Here is a 15898-nt window from a genome sequence, read left to right on the forward strand (position 1 = left end):
ACCGACCCGGCGAGTGGTCTCCCGGGGGCCGGCACCCGCTCCGGGGCACATCTGTTCGCCTTCTCAGCACCCCCGGTGAGCTGGTACGTTTCCACAACAGCTACCGTGCTGGGACGAGGCCGCCGCCACCACCGCGGGGCCCGTCTCGTAGGAAGGGACCGCCCCCTTGATGCCGTACCAGCCGATCGCCGCGCGGCCCAGGCCGATGCAGCGGGCCGGTGCTCGTTACGCGCTCTTCCTCGGCGTCCGCTTCGCGGAGCGCCGTCACATCGACCTCCAACGCGTCTCCAGCGCGATCTGTTTCGACTGACGGTTCGAACGGCCTGACGGCTGCCTCGACGACCATCCGTGAGCGCCGCTCACGGCAAGGCGCACAACGCCCCGGCCTCGAGAGCTCACACCCTGGAGCGCAGCAGCTCAGGTCCGGTGCTGCCGAGGGCCCGCCGTTCTCCGGCACCGTGTCCACCCTGCCCCCGTACTTCCCGCCCCGCCCGGGCCCCGGTCGCCACGCCGATGGGCCGGCCCGGAACCGGGTGCGGCACCCGACTTCCGACGTGCCCCCGCGTCCACCGGGACGCGTGGCACGTCCCTGACGTACGCGTCGCACGCGAGTGTTCCGCGTGCGCCTGAAGGAGAGCCATGAGCCAGTCCGCCAGCCCCGCAGCAGAGAGCCCCGAGGGCGCCTCGCCCGGACCCGGGACCCCGGCGTGGTCGTTCGAGACCAGGCAGGTCCACTCCGGTGCCGAGCCGGACCCCGCCACCGGCGCCCGCGCGGTGCCGATCTACCAGACGACGTCGTTCGTCTTCCGCGACACCCAGCACGCGGCCGACGTGTTCTCGCTCGCCGAGCCCGGGAACATCTACACCCGGATCCACAACCCCACCCAGGACGTCTTCGAGCAGCGCGTCGCCTCCCTGGAGGGCGGGGTGGCCGCGGTGGCGCTCTCCTCCGGACAGGCCGCGGAGACCCTCGCGCTGCTCACCCTCGCCAGCGCCGGCGACCACGTCGTCTCCAGCACCTCGCTGTACGGCGGCACCTACAACCTCTTCCGGCACACGCTGCCGAAGTTCGGCATCGAGGTCAGCTTCGTGTCGGACCCGGACGACGTGGAAGCCTGGCGGGCCGCGATCCGCCCGAACACCAAGGCGCTCTTCGCCGAGTCGCTCGGCAACCCGCGCGGCGACGTGCTCGACATCCGGGCGGTGGCCGACGTCGCCCACGCCGCCGGGGTTCCGCTGATCGTGGACAACACGGTCGCGACCCCGTACCTGCTCCGTCCGCTGGAGCACGGCGCCGACGTCGTCGTGCACTCGGCGACGAAGTTCCTCGGCGGCCACGGCAACACCATCGCGGGTGTCGTCGTGGACGGCGGCACCTTCGACTTCGGTGCCCACGCCGAGCGGTTCCCGGACTTCAACAACCCGGACGAGAGCTACCACGGTCTGCGCTACTGGCCGGATCTCGGCCCCAGCGCCTTCGCGATCAAGCTCCGCGTCCAACTGCTCCGCGACCTCGGCCCCGCGCTCTCCCCGCACTCCGCCTTCCTGCTGCTCCAGGGCGTGGAGACGCTCTCGCTGCGGATGGAGCGGCACTGCTCCAACGCCCAGGCCCTGGCCGAGTGGCTGGAGCGGCGTGACGAGGTGGAGGTCGTGCACTACGCCGGGCTGCCGTCCAGCCCCTGGCACGCGACGGCGCGGAAGTACCTGCCGCGCGGGGCCGGCGCGGTCTTCACCTTCGAGCTCCGGGGCGGGATGGAGGCGGGCAAGCGGTTCGTGGACGCCGTGGAGCTGTTCAGCCACCTCGCTAACATCGGTGATGTGCGCAGCCTGATCATCCACCCCGCCTCCACCACCCACAGTCAGCTCAGCGAGGAGCAGCTGACGGCCACCGGCGCCACGCCGGGGCTGGTCCGGCTGTCGGTGGGCATCGAGCACATCGACGACCTCAAGGCGGACCTGGAGGCCGGTTTCCGCGCGGCGAAGGGCGTGTCCTGAGCACTCAGCGTACGGAGCTGTCGGCCGAGCCGCGGCGGGGCGGTAACCCTGCCGCGGCTCGGCCGGCCACTCCCCCACCGGACGCCCTCCCGCCGGCCACCGGGGCCTGGCAGGAGGGGGATCCTCCCGGCCGTCGGCGCTGGGTGGAGCTGCCGGCGCCGCTGCCGCTGGAAGCGGGCGGCGTGCTCCCCGGCGTGAGCATCGCCTACGAGACCTGGGGGACGCTGGCACCGGACGGTTCCAACGCGGTGCTGGTGCTGCACGCCCTGACCGGTGACAGCCACGTCACCGGCCCGGCTGGGGCGGGCCATCCGACCGCCGGCTGGTGGGACGCCCTGGTCGGCCCCGGGCTGGCCATCGACACCGACCGCTGGTTCGTGGTGGCGCCCAACGTGCTGGGCGGCTGCCAGGGCAGCACCGGGCCCGCTTCCCGGCGGCCGGACGGCCGGCGCTGGGGGGCGGCCTTCCCGACGATCGGTCAGCGGGACCAGGTCGCGGCCGAGGTGCAGTTGGCGGACGCGCTGGGCATCGACCGCTGGGCGCTGGTGCTCGGCGGCTCGATGGGGGGCATGCGGGCGCTGGAGTGGGCGGTAGCCGAGCCGGAGCGGACCGGGGCGCTGCTCGTGCTCGCCTCCTGCGCCGCGGCGAGCGCGGAGCAGATCGCCTGGGCGCAGATCCAGGTGCGGGCCATCCGGGCGGACCCCGGCTGGCAGGGGGGCGACTACCACGACGCCGGTCCCGGCGGCGGACCGCACAACGGCCTGGGCATCGCCCGCCGGATCGCACACACGACCTACCGCAGCGAGCCGGAGCTGGAGAGCAGGTTCGGCCGTACGCCGCAGGGATCGGAGGACCCGGCCCGCGGCGGCCGGTACCAGGTGGAGTCGTACCTCGACCACCATGCGGACAAGCTGGTGCGGCGGTTCGACGCGGGGAGCTACGTGGTGCTCAGCCAGGCCATGAACGCGCACGACATCGGCCGCGGCCGGGGCGGTACGGCGGCCGCGCTCCGCAGGGTGACCGCACCCGCCCTGGTGGTCGGTGTCGACTCGGACCGGCTGTATCCCCTGGAGCAGCAGCAGCGACTGGCGGCCGGAATGCCGGCCGCTGACCGGGCCCGGGTCATCGAGTCACCCTGTGGCCACGACGGTTTCCTGGTGGAGACCGAGCAGGTCGGGGCAGTGATCACCGAACTGCTGAGGGGTGCGGGCCACTCACTGTGACCGGTGGTCCGGGGCACGGCGAGCACGCCCGGCCGATTCTCTTCCGGTTCTTCCATCGGGCTGCTGACGGCCGCCCCGGACGCCGTAGGCTGGGCACGGACGGGATGACGGAGCATCCGGGATCGCGGAAGGCGATCTTCCGGTCGGAAGGAGGCGCTGGGTGATCGAGCTCGAGGGAGTGCCCGAGCTGATCGACCCGGTCATGGTGGCCGCGTTCGAGGGCTGGAACGACGCCGGTGACGCCGCCTCCGCGGCGGTCGCGCACCTGAACGAGGAGTGGAAGGGCGAGGTCTTCGCGGCGCTGGACGCCGAGGACTACTACGACTTCCAGGTCAATCGGCCGACCATCTGGCTCGACGGCGGAGTGCGCAGGGTCAACTGGCCGACGACTCGGCTGTCCGTGGCGAGGACCGGGGGCGAGCGCCCCCGCGACGTGGTCCTCGTCCGCGGGATCGAACCGAGCATGCGCTGGCGCACCTTCTGCAACGAGCTGCTGAGCTTCGCCCACGAGCTGGGGGTGGAGATGGTCGTGGTGCTCGGCGCGCTGCTCGGCGACACGCCGCACAGCCGCCCGGTCCCCGTCAGCGGCGTCACCTCCGATCCGGGGCTGGCCCGGACCATGGACCTGGAGGAGACCCGCTACGAGGGCCCCACGGGCATCGTCGGCATCCTGCAGGAGGCCTGCACCCACGCGGGCGTCCCCGCGGTCAGCCTGTGGGCGGCCGTTCCGCACTACGTGTCGCAGCCACCGAACCCCAAGGCCACTCTGGCCCTCCTGAACCGCTTGGAGGACCTGCTCGGCCTACACGTCCCGCTCGGGGAACTGGCCGAGGACGCGCGCGCCTGGCAGCTGGGGGTGGACCAGTTGGCGGCCGAGGACAGCGAGGTCGCCGAGTACGTCCAGTCCCTGGAGGAGGCGCGGGACACGGCCGAGTTGCCGGAGGCCTCCGGCGAGGCGATCGCCCGGGAGTTCGAACGGTATCTGCGCCGCCGGGACGGGCAGGGCCCGGGACGCCGGGACGGATCGGGCCAGACCGGCGCGGGCGGTGTCGCGACGGAGGGCGGGGGCACCGGCCCCGAGGGTCAGACACGCGAGACGCCCTACCTGCGCGACCCGGCCACCGGGCGGTTCCGCTCGGCTCGGAGACCCACCGGTGAGGAGCGCGGCGAGCAGGACGCCTCCGCCGAGGACGCCGACCGGGAGGACGGGAGGCCGCACCACGACAAGGGCCCGGAGGGCGGCGAGGACACCTGAGGAGCGCCCTCTGGCACCCGCGGGCCGACGCACGGCGAGGGCTGCGGCTCCCCGCCGCCTGACCGGCACATCGGCAGCGCGCCGCGGCTTCGCGGGCCCAGCGCCTGCTGAGTACCACTTCCCATCAGCACCTGGGCAGTGTCACTACTCAGTCCCACCAGCCAGTGTCACCGCCGGTGTCGCCGGGGAGGTGCTGCCGCCGGCGGCCGTCAGCGCCCCGATGCCTCCGGCGGCCGCGTCGTGCGGTCTGCGGTCACAGGGCCACGCCGAGCAGGGCGTCCGCCGTCCGGGAGACCAGCCCGGGAGCGCCCTCGTCCGTTCCCCCCGTGGTCCGCTGGGTCTCCACCCAGCGGTCCACCGCCGCGAGGGCGGCCGGTGCGTCCAGGTCGTCGGCGAGCGCCCGGCGCACCTCCTCCAGGAGGCCGTCCGCAGGAGGTCCGTCAGGTCGTGAGACCGCGGAGCGCCACCGCTCCAGGCGGGCGACCGCGGCCTCCAGCACACCGTCGGTCCACTCCCAGTCGGCGCGGTAGTGATGGGCGAGGAGGGCCAGCCGGATGGCCGCGGGGTCGACCCCCGAACGGCGCAGCTGCGAGACGAAGACCAGGTTCCCCTTCGACTTGGACATCTTCTCGCCGTCCAGCCCCACCATGCCGGCGTGCACGTAGGCCCGGGCGAAGGGCCACTGCCCGGTGAGCGCCTGGGCGTGCGAGGCGCCCATCTCGTGGTGGGGGAAGGCCAGGTCCGAGCCACCGCCCTGGACGTCGAAGCCCATGCCCAGCCGACCCAGGGCGATCGCCACGCACTCGATGTGCCAGCCCGGTCGGCCCCGGCCGAGTGAGCCTCCGTCCCAGCTCGGCTCGCCTTCCCGGGCCGCCACCCACAGCATCGGGTCGAGCGGGTTCTTCTTACCGGGGCGTTCCGGGTCGCCGCCGCGCTCGGCGGAGAGCAGGCGCATCGTCTCGGCGTCCAGACCGGACACCCCACCGAAGGCGGGGTCGGCCGCCACGGAGAAGTAGATGTCACCTTCGAGCTCGTAGGCGGCGCCCGCCGCCCGTAGCCGTTCGACGAGCGGCACGATCTCGGGTATGGCCTCGACCGCCCCGATGTAGTGCCGGGGCGGCAGCATCCGTAGGGCCGTCATGTCCTCCCGGAAGAGGGCGGTCTCCCGTTCGGCCAGCACCGTCCAGTCCTCTTCGTTGGCCACGGCCCGTTCCAGCAGCGGGTCGTCGACGTCGGTGACGTTCTGGACGTAGTCCACCTGCCGCCCGGTGTCCAGCCACACCCGCTGGACGAGGTCGAAGGCGTTGTACGTCGCCGCGTGCCCCAGATGGGTGGCGTCGTACGGCGTGATGCCGCAGACGTACATACGGGCGACCGGCCCGGGCTGAAGGGTGATCGGCCCCCCGGTCGCGGTGTCGTGGATCCGGAGGTCCCGACCGCTGCCGGGCAGAGCGGGGACGTCTGAAGCGGGCCAGGCATACATGTCATGAGCGTAACCGGATGCCCGTTCCGGTTACGAACCGCCCCGGCGGGTTGTCTACACCGGGGGCCAGGGGATCGCCGGCCACTGCCCGCTCGGCACAGGGTGGCGTCCGCTGCTCACCAGCCGGTCCACCCGCTCCCGGAGCGCCGCCGTCTCCTCGGCGGTGATCAGTTCACGGAGCCGGTCGGCCAGCGCGCCGGTCCCGGAGAGCCCGAGTGAGAGCCGGCCCAGCACCTCGGTCACGCCCCGGGGAAGGGGCTCACCGGCCCAGCCCCAGAGCAGGGTGCGGAGCTTGTCCTCCGGGTGGAAGGCCACCCCGTGGTCGATGCCGTGGAGCCGGCCGTCGGCGGTCGGCAGCAGGTGACCGCCCTTGCGGTCACCGTTGTTGATCACCGCGTCCAGTACCGCCATCCGTCGTAGTCCGGGGGTGTCGGCGTGTACCAGCAGCGCGGTGCGGCCCTCGGCCACCTCGGCCCGGCCGACGGCCTTCCAGCCGGGCCCGGCCTGCTCGGCGTCGACCAGGGCCAGCAGCTCGGCCTCCGGGTCGGCGTCGATCCACAGCTGGCACATGCCCTCGCCGTAGGGACCGTCACGCAGCACCGTCGGCGGCACCAGTTCCCATCCCATGGCCCGGCAGACCTCGTAGGCGGCCACCTCGCGCTGGGCGAGCGTGCCGTGCGGGAAGTCCCAGAGGGGCCGCTCACCGGCGATCGGCTTGTAGACGCAGTCGATCCTCCGGCCGGCCCCCTCCACCTCACAGCGGAAGACCGCGTTCGAGGCCCCGTGCAGGCTGCCCAGTACCCTCAGCTCGCCCTCCGCGAGGAGCCGGGCGGTCCCGGGTTCCTCCAACGCCCTCGCCCCGGGGAGGCTGCGGGAAGGGCTCACGGTGCTCAGGTCTCGCGGCGGTATCCGTTCTGACGCGGGCATACGTGTCCCTCCGGGTCGAGCGGCAGGCTGCACAGCGGGCACGGCGGGCGTCCTGCGTTGACCACCTCGAGCGCCCGCTTGGCGAACGCCCGCGCCATCGACCCGCTGATCCGCACCCGCAGTATGGGCGGTCCGTTCTGGTCGTCCTGGATCAGTCGTTCCTCGGCCTCGGCGAGCTCCTCCTCCGACTCGGCGTCGAGCTCGACGAGAGCCTGGGCCTCCACGACCATGCACTGTTTCTCGCCGTCCCAGGCCAGCGCCATGGTGCCCACCCGGAACTCCTCCTCGACCGGGGTGTCGAGCGGAGCGGTGTCGGCCACCTCGGCGGGGGCGACGGCCGGTACCGGCGCACTGCCACCGGTCCGGCGCACGACTTCGTCCAGCAGTTCGTCGATCCGCTCGGCGAGGGCGGCCACCTGTGCCTTCTCGAGCGCGACGCTGGTGGAACGGCCCGCCGAACTCGCCTGGAGGAAGAAGGTACGCCGCCCAGGCAGCCCGACCGTGCCGGCGACGAAGCGGTCCGGTGGGTCGTAGAGGAACACCTGACGGGACACGCCTGCTCCCTTGGAATCGTGTTTTCGCGGTCGTGTACGACGTGGCTGTGCGACTCGGGCCGATCATGTGCCGGGGGGCGGGGCACTCGGCCCCCGCGCCCCGTCCAGCCTACTGCGCACGGAGATCACGGTGTGCCCGTGGCGCCCCCGACCGCGGCGTCGCCCTCGGCTGCCCGGGCGGGTTCCCCGGACGGTGCCAGCGAGTCGAGTCGCCCCGTCTCGCTCAGCCGCAGCAGGAAGGGGCGGAGCCTGGTGTAGCGGATCGCCGTGACCGAGCAGGGCTCGACACTGATCCGCTGGAAGAGGTCGAGGTGGAGGCCGAGCGCGTCGGCGACCAGGGCCTTGATGATGTCACCGTGTGAGCACATCAGGTAGACGGAGTGTTCACCGTGCTCCGCCTCGATCCGGCCGTTCCACTCCCGTACCGCGTCGACGGCGCGCGCCTGCATGGCACGGACGGACTCACCGTCCGCCCCGGGAAACGTCGCGGCCGAAGGATGCTGCTGGACGGTGGTCCACAGCGGCTCCTCGGCGAGTTCGGCGAGTTTGCGGCCGGACCAGTCGCCGTAGCGGCACTCGCCGATCCGCTCCTCGGTGTGAGCGGGCAGCTCCGGCCGAGCCGCGAGCAGCGGCTCCAGGGTCTCGCGGCAGCGTTGCAGCGGGCTGTGGACCGCAGCGGCGAGCGGAAGCCCGGCCAGCCGCGCCGGGAGCTCCGCCGCCTGTTCGGCCCCCCTCTCGTCCAGGGCGACGCCGGGGGTCCATCCGGCGAGCACCCCCTCGGTGTTTGCGGTGGACCGCCCGTGCCGTACGAGGATCAGCGTGGCCATGGTGGCCAGCTTACGACCCGGTGCGCGGTGGCGGCCGGTCGCTGCGGACCGGCCTCGGCGCCCCGACGGAGAGGGGCGTGGCGGAGCCCGGTCGGCCGGGTCACCGGCCCTCGGCGCCTGCGGCTCGTTTCCGTCCGGCGCCGCGCCGAAGGGCTTCCTGGCCATGCGCGCCCCCGCGGGGCGGGGCAGAATCCTGAGCGTGATCGTGGACAGCGCCATCTACCGGGACGGGCGCCGTACCCAGACCTCGCCGGACCTCTCGGAGGCCCTCGCCGAGGCCCGGGCGGGAAGCGGCTCGTTCCTCTGGGTGGGGGTCCGGGAGCCGACACCGCAGGAGTTCGACCGCATCAGCCGGGAGTTCGCCCTGCACCCGCTGGCGGTGGAGAACGCTCTGCAGGCACGTCAGCGCCCCAAGCTGGAGGTGTACCAGGACTCGCTCCTGCTGGTACTCAGGCCGATCGCCCACGAGTCCGGTGCGCGGGTGCGCAGCGGCGAGCTGATGCTCTTCGTGGGCGACTCCTTCGTGCTGACGATCCGACACGGCGGCGACGGGCTGCTGTCCCGGGTCCGCCGCGGGCTGGAGAGCGATCCGCTCCGGCTCCGGCACGGACCGACCGCGGTGCTGTACGCGGTGAGCGACGCCGTGGTGGACGAGTACGTCGAGGCGGTGGCGGACCTCCAGGTGGATCTGGAGGAGTTGGAGGAGGAGGTGTTCGCCCCGCCGGGGCGGGACGCCAAGAACGTGGCCTCCCGCATCTACGCCTTCAAGCGGCAGCTGGTGGAGTTCCGGCGGGCCACGGTGCCGCTCGGCGAACCCCTGAGCCGGCTGGCCGCGACAGGTATGCCCTTCGTCCACGACCACTCCCGGCCGTTCTTCCGGGACGTCGCCGACCACCTGAGCCGGGTCGACGAGTCCGTCGAGGGGCTGGACCGACTGCTGTCCGACATCCTCTCCGCCCACCTCGCGCAGATGGGCGTCCAGCAGAACGACGACATGCGGAAGATCTCGGCCTGGGCCGCGATGGCGGCGGTGCCGACCCTGCTGGCGGGGATCTACGGTATGAACTTCCGGAACATGCCCGAGCTGAGGTGGCCCTGGGGCTATCCCGGGGTGCTCGGCCTGATGCTGGTGGTGATCCTCGGCCTGTACCGGCTCTTCAAGCGGCGCAGCTGGCTCTGATCCGCCGGCCCTCTCCCGTCCGGAACGGCCGTGGCCCTCCCCGGGCTTGGGCGGAGCGCCTTCTCCGGTGGGAGCGAAGCGGGTGGGCGGCGCCCCGTGCTCCTCGACTCGTCTGGTTTCCGGTGCGGTGGGTAGGGTTGAGGGCGAGGCCGGAGGGGGTTGTGAAACGGGTGAGCAAGTTCAGCAGGGCAACGCGCAACCGCCCCGCACCGCGGCGACTCGGGCCGGCCGGCTCGGACTGGTCGCCCTACGACCGCCTCGAGGACGCCGCGCACGCGTACTTCCTCCACGCGGACGTGGCGCTGGAGGCGATCGGCGGTGTGCTGGGCCGGCATCGGGTCCGCGGCTTCACCCTGGAGCGGGTGGTGGACCTGACTGAGGCCGGGGCGTCGGTCTGGCAGGAGGCCGCCATCTGTGACGGGCGCCGGCTGCTGCTCTGGCACAGCGAGGAGTTGGCGGACGACGACGCACCGGGCGGAACCGTGCTCGACTCCTCGGTGCAGGTGCTTCCGCTGGACGCCATCCGCCACGTGGGGATGCGGACGGTCGTCGGCCGGGACGGCTCGGGCCGGCGGGTGGACCGGGGGGTCCATCTGGTGCTGGCCACCGCCACACCCCACGAGCTCAACCCGGTGTCCGGCGGTGACCCCGAGACTCCGATCGCCGCCGCCCGCTTCCGGCCTGAGGCCTTCCGCTTCAGCAAGTCGCTGGACGACGGCGGGCCCGGGCAGATAGCCAGGCTGATCTCCTTCGGCCAACTGATCGGGCGGCTCATCCCGCACTGAGGCCTCACCTCCGGCGGCGACCGCGCGGGTCAGCAGCGGAGGTCGGCACTCCGGAGATCCGCCCCGTCCGGCTCTCCGCTGCGTCGCGGGAGAGCGGACGGGATGTCTCCGAGGGCCGTCAGGCCAGGCCGGAGCGTTCCAGCGCCTCGACACCGGCGCGCAGCGAGCCGAACCGTTCTTCCAGGGTGAGGCCGGCCGGGGCGAGCGACAGGGTGGTGACCCCGGCTTCCGCGTACGCCCTCATCCGGTCGGCGATCCGGTCGACCGAGCCGAGCAGCGTGGTGGAGTCGATGAGCTCCCGGGGGACCGCGGCGGCTGCACCCTCCTTGTCACCCGAGAGGTACCTCCGCTGGATCTCCGCGGCCTCCTTCTCGTAGCCCATCCGCTGGGCCAGTTTGTTGTAGAAGTTCTGCTTCGCGCTGCCCATACCGCCGACGTACAGCGCGGTGTACGGCCGGAAGTGGTCGGCAAGGGCCGTCACGTCCTCACCGACCGCCATCGGCACGGTCGCCACCAGGTCGAAACCCTCGACCGTCCGGCCCGCCTTCGCACGGCCGGCGCGGACCGGCCCGAGCGTGGTCGCCTCAGCGTGCTCGGGGGCGAAGAAGAGCACCAGCGCCCCGTCGGCGATCTCGCCGGTCTGCTCCAGGTTCCGCGGGCCGATGGCGGCGATGTAGAGCGGGATCTCCTCCCGCACCGGGTGCACCGTCAGTTTGATGGGCTTCCCCGGCCCGTCGGGGAGCGGCAGGGTCCAGTGCTCGCCCTCGTAGCTGAGCCGCTCGCGGGACATGGCCCGGCGGACGATCTCGACGTACTCGCGGGTGCGCGCCAGCGGTTTGTCGAACTTGACGCCGTACCAGCCCTCGGAGACCTGCGGTCCGGATACCCCGAGGCCGAGGCGGAAGCGGCCCCCGGAGAGCGAGTCGAGGGTGGCGGCGGTCATCGCCGTCATCGCGGGCGCACGCGCGGGGATCTGGAAGATGGCCGATCCCACCTCGATCCGCTCGGTCTGCGCGGCGACCCAGGAGAGCACGGTCGGGGCGTCGGAGCCGTAGGCCTCCGCCACCCAGCAGATGTCGTAGCCGAGCTTGTCGGCCTCGCGGGCGACCGCGAGGTTGTCGGCGTCCATACCGGCGCCCCAGTAGCCGAGGTTGATCCCGAGCCGCATACCGCATCCTCCTACTGACCAGTAACCGTCGCTGCAGTCCGGACTCTAGACCAGTGGACGCGCGGTCGCGATGTCGCGGTGGGCCCCGCACCCGTCGGCGCGTCGTCCACAGCCCCGACACCGCCGGCCGGCCGCCCAGTAGTCTCGACGCCCATGGAGCAGAGGCACCTAGGCCTGACGGGCCTTCGGGTATCGCGGATCGGGCTCGGCACCCTCACCTGGGCGCGGGACATCGACGAACACGACGCCGCCGGCCTGCTGAAGGCGTTCTGGGAGGCCGGCGGGACCCTCGTCGACACCGCCGACGTCTACGCCGACGGCGGGGCCGAGTACCTTCTCGGGCGGCTGCTGGGAGACCTCGTCCCCCGCCGGGACCTGGTCGTGGCCACGAAGGCGGGCAGCGTCCCCGATCCCGACCGGCGCTTCGACGGTTCCCGTGGCCACCTGCTCTCCGCACTCGACGCCTCGCTGCGCAGGCTCGGCACCGACTACGTCGACCTCTGGCAGCTGCACGCCTTCGATCCGACGACTCCGCTGGAGGAGACACTGCAGGCCCTGGACGCGGCCGTGAGCAGCGGACGCGCCCGCTATGCGGGTGTCTCCAACTTCTGCGGGTGGCAACTGGCCAAGGCCGCCACCTGGCAGTTGGCCGGGCCCGGACCGCGTATCCGGCTGGCCAGCACCCAGCTGGAGTACTCCCTGCTCCAGCGCGGTGTGGAGCGGGAGGTACTGCCGGCCGCCCAGGACCTGGGCGTGGGCCTGCTCCCCTCCTCCCCCCTCGGCAGGGGCGTGCTCACCGGCAAGTACCGGAACGCCACACCGCCCGACTCCCGTGGCGCCTCGCCCCACATGTCCCCCTTCGTGGCTCCCTATCTCAACGACCGGGCGAACCGGGTGGTGGACGCGGTCGCCACAGCGGCGGACGGCCTGGCCACCACACCGCTGTCGGTCGCCCTGGCCTGGGTCCGTGACCGTCCCGGGGTGGTGGCCCCGATCGTGGGCGCCCGGAACGAGCAGCAGCTCAGCGCGGTGCTGTCAGCGGAGACCCTTAGGCTCCCGGAGGAGATCGACCGGGCGCTGGACGATGTCTCGGCGCCGGTGCACCACTACCCCGATCACGACTGGAGCACCCTGTGAGCATGGACTGCCCCGCCGGCCCGGCCACCACCGGGCCGGCCCAGCCGGGGAAGGCGCCGTCCGGTCCTCCGGTGGACGGCGCCGAGGCGGCTCCCGCGACCCCGGCCGAGCAGGCCGCGCCGAGCGCCCCTCGGGGGGACGGCGGTGGCGGGACCGCCCGCCCCGGGAGCCGCCCCTCCTCCGTCGAGGAGCTGGCGGCGGCCGTACGGGCGGTGGAGAGCGGAGAGCGGTCTGCGGCGTCCTTCTACCCGGAGCCCGCCCAGCCCGTCCGGCCGCGGCCGGCGCCGTCCCGGACGGGTGCCGCGAGCCCCGGGGACACCACCGCGCCGAGGAACGCCGTGCGGGCGGAAGCCGGTGGCGCGCCCGTCCCCGGGGAAGCGGCCTCCGGACGGCGGCCGTCGGCGGCGGAGCGGAGCGGTGCCGTGGCGGCGGTGCGCGAGGTGCTCGACCTCGGCGGCGCTCCGGAGGGGCTGGCGGAGTCGGCCGCCGAGGCGCTGGGCGAAGCGGCCGCCGAGGAGCTGCGTGCCGACCCCTGGCGGCTGCTCGAGGTGTCCGGGGTGCGTCCGGAGCAGGCGGACGGTTTCGCCCGGGCCCTGCTGGGCGCCGAGTGCGGCCCCGGCGACGAGCGGCGGACCGGGGCGCTGGTGGGTTGGGTACTGGAGCGTGCGGCGCTCGCCGGACACACCGCCGTGGAGCCCTCCGTGCTCAGCGAGGCGCTCGCCCGGCAGTCGGTTCCGGCCCCTGAGGAGGCCGTCAGGACGGCCATCGCCGACGGAGCGGTGCTGGTTTTCCAGGACACGCCGGTCCTGGCCCAGGCCCCGAACACCGCGGCGGCTCCTCCCGTCGGGGAGCAGGCCGGTGCGGCGGAGGAGCAGCCGGTCCGGGTACTGCTCGGGCTCGACCGCTACGCGCTCGCCGAGGAGAGCCTCGCCGACGGTCTGGCCCGGCTGGTCAGCACCTTCGGCGCCGCCACCGGCGGGCCCGGCCCTGAGGCGGGTGCCACGGCGGGCTGGCAGGAGGCCGCCGGGCGCGCGCCGTCGCCGTCCGCGGCGGAGTTGCTCCGTGCCGTCGCCGACAACGGCCTGGTGGTCCACACCGGCGGGGAGGCCGCGCGCGCCGAACCGGCGGCCGTGGTGGCCGCGGCCCGGGCGCAGGGCCTGCGGGCGTACGGCGCGGTGCACAGCGAGGACGGGCGGCGTCGTCTGGCCGCGCTCCTGGGCGACGCGGCCGACGCCGCCGTCACCGTCACCGGGCTGCTCTCCGCGGGTGAGGGGCCCGGGCGCGGCGCCGACGGCGAACTGGCCCTCGACGTACTCGCGGTCCTGGACGCGCCCCAGCTCGACGTGGAGACCGCCGCGGCGCTCGTCGAGTCCCTGCCCGACGGCGTCCGCCTGGTGCTCAGCGGCGACCCCGGGGTGCTCTGGTCGGCCGGTGCCGGCCGGGTGTTCGCCGACGTCCTCGCCGCACGGGTCTGTCCTCAGATCGCCTCGCGCACCCCGGACGCCGGCCCGATCGGTGAGCTGGTCTCGGGAGTCGGCGTGGGCGAACTGAGCCAGGTGGCGGCGCCGGACCGGGAGGTGGTGATCGTGCCGGTGCGGGATCCGGGCGAGGCGGTCCACCGCACGGTGCAACTGGTCACCGACTCCGTCCCGCGTGCCATCGGGGTCCCCGCGGAGCAGCTCCAGGTCATCACACCCGGCCACGGCGGTCCGGTGGGCACCCGGGCGCTGAACGCCGCGCTCAAGGAGCGGTTGAACCCGGGGCCCGGACGCTTCGGTGGCTTCGACCCCGGCGACCGGGTGGTCTTCGTACCTTTCCCCGGCCGGGCCGTCCCCGGCAGGGTGGTCGCCGCGGACGCCGACGGTCTACGGCTGGCGGCTGCGGGCTCGGAGGTGTCCGTCGCCCGCGACCGGGTCGGCGAGACCGTCCGCCACGGTTGGGCCGTCACCGCACACCAGGCCGTCGGCACCCGGTGGCCGGCGGTCGTCGCCGTGCTGCCGGGTGACGCGGCCGACACCCTCAGCCGTGCCTGGGTCTACACCGCCTTCAGCCGCGCGGAGCGGCACCTCTCCGTGGTCCAGGGGGCCGGCGCGGCCCTGGCCCGCGCGGTCGCCGAGGTCCCGGTGAAGGAACGGACCACCCGGCTGCGGACCCTGCTGCGGACGCTGGTGCGCCCCCCGGAGTGAGCTGGTGCGGCCGGGGAGCCCGGACCCGCCGCCGCAGCCCACCGGGACGCTCCGGGAAGGCGGGCGACGGGTGGCCCCTGTTTCTTCCCTGTGGGCGACGCAGTGGTCCTGTCCCACAGGGGCCTCGGGGCCTCGGCCGCCGGCCGAGGCCCCGGAGAGCGCTGCCGCCGTCAGAGTCGTCCGAACGGCCCGGGCACGACGTCCTCCGGCCCCTCCTCGTAGTCGTCGGACTCCTCGTCGAAGACGGTGCTGACGTCGAACCGGCAGATGATCAACTCCGGGTCCGCCTGTTCGAACGGCGCGTCCAGCCACTCACCCGGCTCGCCTGGTTCCTCGGCGGCCGTCACCCAGAGGGTGGAGTCCCCCTCCTCCAGTCCGAACTCCTCGTGTCGAGAGGCGATCTCGTCCGGCTCGTACTCGCCGAACAGCACCCCGAGCGCCGTGTGGATGTCGTCGCCCACCTCGCCCGTCCCCTCTCGCGGGTCACGGTCGTCGACGGCGTCGGGGTCGAGGTCCACCACCCGCTGTGCCTGGGAGAAGAGCCGTTCGGGTTCGGTGACGGTGTAGTCCCGCCGGATGAGCACGCTCAGCACGCTCGGTTCCTCCGGACCGATGTACGGCGGTAGGGAGTCGTCGCCGGGGATCTCGAAGGGCGTTACCTCGTCGTGGGTGTCGTACAGCAGCTCGTCGTACTGCTCGGCTGCGATGGCCAACTCGTTGAAGGCCGCGTAGACGGCGGGGTCGTCCTCTCCGGACCGGCGCTCGACCGCGTCGAGATGCCGGTCCAGCGCGGCTTTGAGCGCCTGGACGGCGGCACGTACCTCAACAGCCGAAGGCTGTGCAGCATCAGACATAGTGCAGACGCTATCCGCAGAAGGGCATTGCCCGCACAATGGTTGTGATGCCGGAATACGAGTTTCGTGACGTGTATGTGCCCCGTGGCGTCTCCCGTAAGGCCGCCACCCGCCTTCTGACCGACCACGCCGAGTACGGACACTGGGAGCTGGATCGACTGCTACTGCGCCCGGATGGCAGCCGCAGAGTGCGGTTGCGCCGCCGGATCATCCGCCAGGTGCGCGCGACCTGGTGACCGACGGAAGAAGCGGGCCCCTCTCCAGGGGCCCGCTTCGCGCCGTATCCTCCGGCTCAGGGTTCCGCGCGGAGTTGCTCGGCGAGTC

The 15898-nt window shown here is 73.3% G+C and carries 15 protein-coding genes; 9 read left to right on the forward strand and 6 right to left on the reverse strand.

What is annotated here, in order from left to right:
• The first annotated feature begins 169 nt into the window (after nucleotides 1–169).
• The 4 genes from BGP73_RS23085 to BGP73_RS11595 all read left to right on the forward strand — a co-directional run bounded on the left by BGP73_RS23085 (nucleotide 170) and on the right by BGP73_RS11595 (nucleotide 4473).
• Complete coding sequence (locus tag BGP73_RS23085; protein WP_170837814.1) at nucleotides 170–310, forward strand: putative leader peptide; 141 nt, start codon at nucleotides 170–172, stop codon at nucleotides 308–310.
• Between the two features lie 329 nt (nucleotides 311–639).
• Complete coding sequence (locus BGP73_RS11585; protein ID WP_069814208.1) at nucleotides 640–1995, forward strand: bifunctional o-acetylhomoserine/o-acetylserine sulfhydrylase; 1356 nt, start codon at nucleotides 640–642, stop codon at nucleotides 1993–1995.
• Nucleotides 1996–2012: 17 nt separating this feature from the next.
• A complete protein-coding gene (metX, locus tag BGP73_RS11590; RefSeq protein ID WP_212732807.1) occupies nucleotides 2013–3218 on the forward strand; it encodes a homoserine O-acetyltransferase MetX in 1206 nt (401 codons plus the stop codon).
• A gap of 160 nt (nucleotides 3219–3378) precedes the next feature.
• Nucleotides 3379–4473 carry a PAC2 family protein gene (locus BGP73_RS11595; RefSeq protein WP_069814209.1) on the forward strand — a complete coding sequence of 365 codons (1095 nt, stop codon included), beginning with the start codon at nucleotides 3379–3381 and terminating at the stop codon, nucleotides 4471–4473.
• A gap of 253 nt (nucleotides 4474–4726) precedes the next feature.
• On the opposite strand, the gene mshC is transcribed toward BGP73_RS11595, so the two are convergent.
• From mshC to BGP73_RS11615, 4 genes are all read right to left on the reverse strand, one after another.
• Entirely contained in the window at nucleotides 4727–5956 is a 1230-nt protein-coding gene (mshC, locus tag BGP73_RS11600; RefSeq protein ID WP_069814210.1) for a cysteine--1-D-myo-inosityl 2-amino-2-deoxy-alpha-D-glucopyranoside ligase, read from the reverse strand.
• A 54-nt stretch (nucleotides 5957–6010) separates the two neighbouring features.
• The gene (locus BGP73_RS11605; protein ID WP_079127443.1) at nucleotides 6011–6883 is read right to left on the reverse strand and encodes an SCO1664 family protein; all 873 of its coding nucleotides are present in this window, start codon (nucleotides 6881–6883) and stop codon (nucleotides 6011–6013) included.
• On the reverse strand, nucleotides 6847–7437 hold the full coding sequence (locus tag BGP73_RS11610; protein ID WP_069814212.1) for a DUF3090 domain-containing protein: 591 nt from the start codon (nucleotides 7435–7437) through the stop codon (nucleotides 6847–6849). The genes BGP73_RS11605 and BGP73_RS11610 overlap by 37 nt, the downstream gene beginning before the upstream one ends.
• A gap of 125 nt (nucleotides 7438–7562) precedes the next feature.
• On the reverse strand, nucleotides 7563–8264 hold the full coding sequence (locus BGP73_RS11615; protein WP_069814213.1) for a histidine phosphatase family protein: 702 nt from the start codon (nucleotides 8262–8264) through the stop codon (nucleotides 7563–7565).
• A 190-nt stretch (nucleotides 8265–8454) separates the two neighbouring features.
• Here BGP73_RS11615 and corA point away from each other — a divergent pair, with 190 nt between their 5' ends.
• A complete protein-coding gene (corA, locus tag BGP73_RS11620; RefSeq protein WP_170837824.1) occupies nucleotides 8455–9444 on the forward strand; it encodes a magnesium/cobalt transporter CorA in 990 nt (329 codons plus the stop codon).
• A 170-nt stretch (nucleotides 9445–9614) separates the two neighbouring features.
• Nucleotides 9615–10229 carry a hypothetical protein gene (locus BGP73_RS11625; RefSeq protein ID WP_069814334.1) on the forward strand — a complete coding sequence of 205 codons (615 nt, stop codon included), beginning with the start codon at nucleotides 9615–9617 and terminating at the stop codon, nucleotides 10227–10229.
• 118 nt (nucleotides 10230–10347) lie between these two features.
• Here BGP73_RS11625 and BGP73_RS11630 read toward each other — a convergent pair whose 3' ends face one another.
• On the reverse strand, nucleotides 10348–11397 hold the full coding sequence (locus BGP73_RS11630; RefSeq protein WP_069814215.1) for an LLM class F420-dependent oxidoreductase: 1050 nt from the start codon (nucleotides 11395–11397) through the stop codon (nucleotides 10348–10350).
• A gap of 153 nt (nucleotides 11398–11550) precedes the next feature.
• On the opposite strand from BGP73_RS11630, the gene BGP73_RS11635 reads away from it, so the two are divergent.
• Together BGP73_RS11635 and BGP73_RS11640 are read left to right on the forward strand one after the other, a co-directional pair.
• Nucleotides 11551–12534 (forward strand): aldo/keto reductase, encoded by a 984-nt coding sequence (locus tag BGP73_RS11635; protein WP_069814216.1) that lies wholly within the window; start codon nucleotides 11551–11553, stop codon nucleotides 12532–12534.
• Nucleotides 12535–12536: 2 nt separating this feature from the next.
• Nucleotides 12537–14720, forward strand: coding sequence for a helix-hairpin-helix domain-containing protein (locus tag BGP73_RS11640; RefSeq protein WP_069814217.1), 2184 nt, complete (start codon nucleotides 12537–12539; stop codon nucleotides 14718–14720).
• Between the two features lie 170 nt (nucleotides 14721–14890).
• On the opposite strand, the gene BGP73_RS11645 is transcribed toward BGP73_RS11640, so the two are convergent.
• Entirely contained in the window at nucleotides 14891–15574 is a 684-nt protein-coding gene (locus tag BGP73_RS11645) for a hypothetical protein (protein WP_069814218.1), read from the reverse strand.
• A 47-nt stretch (nucleotides 15575–15621) separates the two neighbouring features.
• Here BGP73_RS11645 and BGP73_RS11650 point away from each other — a divergent pair, with 47 nt between their 5' ends.
• Nucleotides 15622–15810 (forward strand): DUF5703 family protein, encoded by a 189-nt coding sequence (locus BGP73_RS11650; protein WP_069814335.1) that lies wholly within the window; start codon nucleotides 15622–15624, stop codon nucleotides 15808–15810.
• The last annotated feature ends 88 nt before the right edge of the window (nucleotides 15811–15898 follow it).

The organism is Streptomyces sp. TP-A0874 (assembly GCF_001748085.1).
GTDB lineage: Bacteria > Actinomycetota > Actinomycetes > Streptomycetales > Streptomycetaceae > Streptomyces.

Excerpts from the sequence above, each read along its gene's own strand:
- BGP73_RS23085 (WP_170837814.1), top strand. The coding sequence starts at position 170 with ATGCCGTACCAGCCGATCGCCGCGCGGCCCAGGCCGATGCAGCGGGCC.
- BGP73_RS11585 (WP_069814208.1), top strand. The coding sequence starts at position 640 with ATGAGCCAGTCCGCCAGCCCCGCAGCAGAGAGCCCCGAGGGCGCCTCG.
- mshC (WP_069814210.1), bottom strand. The coding sequence starts at position 5,956 with ATGTATGCCTGGCCCGCTTCAGACGTCCCCGCTCTGCCCGGCAGCGGT.
- BGP73_RS11605 (WP_079127443.1), bottom strand. The coding sequence starts at position 6,883 with ATGCCCGCGTCAGAACGGATACCGCCGCGAGACCTGAGCACCGTGAGC.
- BGP73_RS11615 (WP_069814213.1), bottom strand. The coding sequence starts at position 8,264 with ATGGCCACGCTGATCCTCGTACGGCACGGGCGGTCCACCGCAAACACC.
- BGP73_RS11630 (WP_069814215.1), bottom strand. The coding sequence starts at position 11,397 with ATGCGGCTCGGGATCAACCTCGGCTACTGGGGCGCCGGTATGGACGCC.
- BGP73_RS11635 (WP_069814216.1), top strand. The coding sequence starts at position 11,551 with ATGGAGCAGAGGCACCTAGGCCTGACGGGCCTTCGGGTATCGCGGATC.
- BGP73_RS11640 (WP_069814217.1), top strand. The coding sequence starts at position 12,537 with ATGGACTGCCCCGCCGGCCCGGCCACCACCGGGCCGGCCCAGCCGGGG.
- BGP73_RS11645 (WP_069814218.1), bottom strand. The coding sequence starts at position 15,574 with ATGTCTGATGCTGCACAGCCTTCGGCTGTTGAGGTACGTGCCGCCGTC.
- BGP73_RS11650 (WP_069814335.1), top strand. The coding sequence starts at position 15,622 with ATGCCGGAATACGAGTTTCGTGACGTGTATGTGCCCCGTGGCGTCTCC.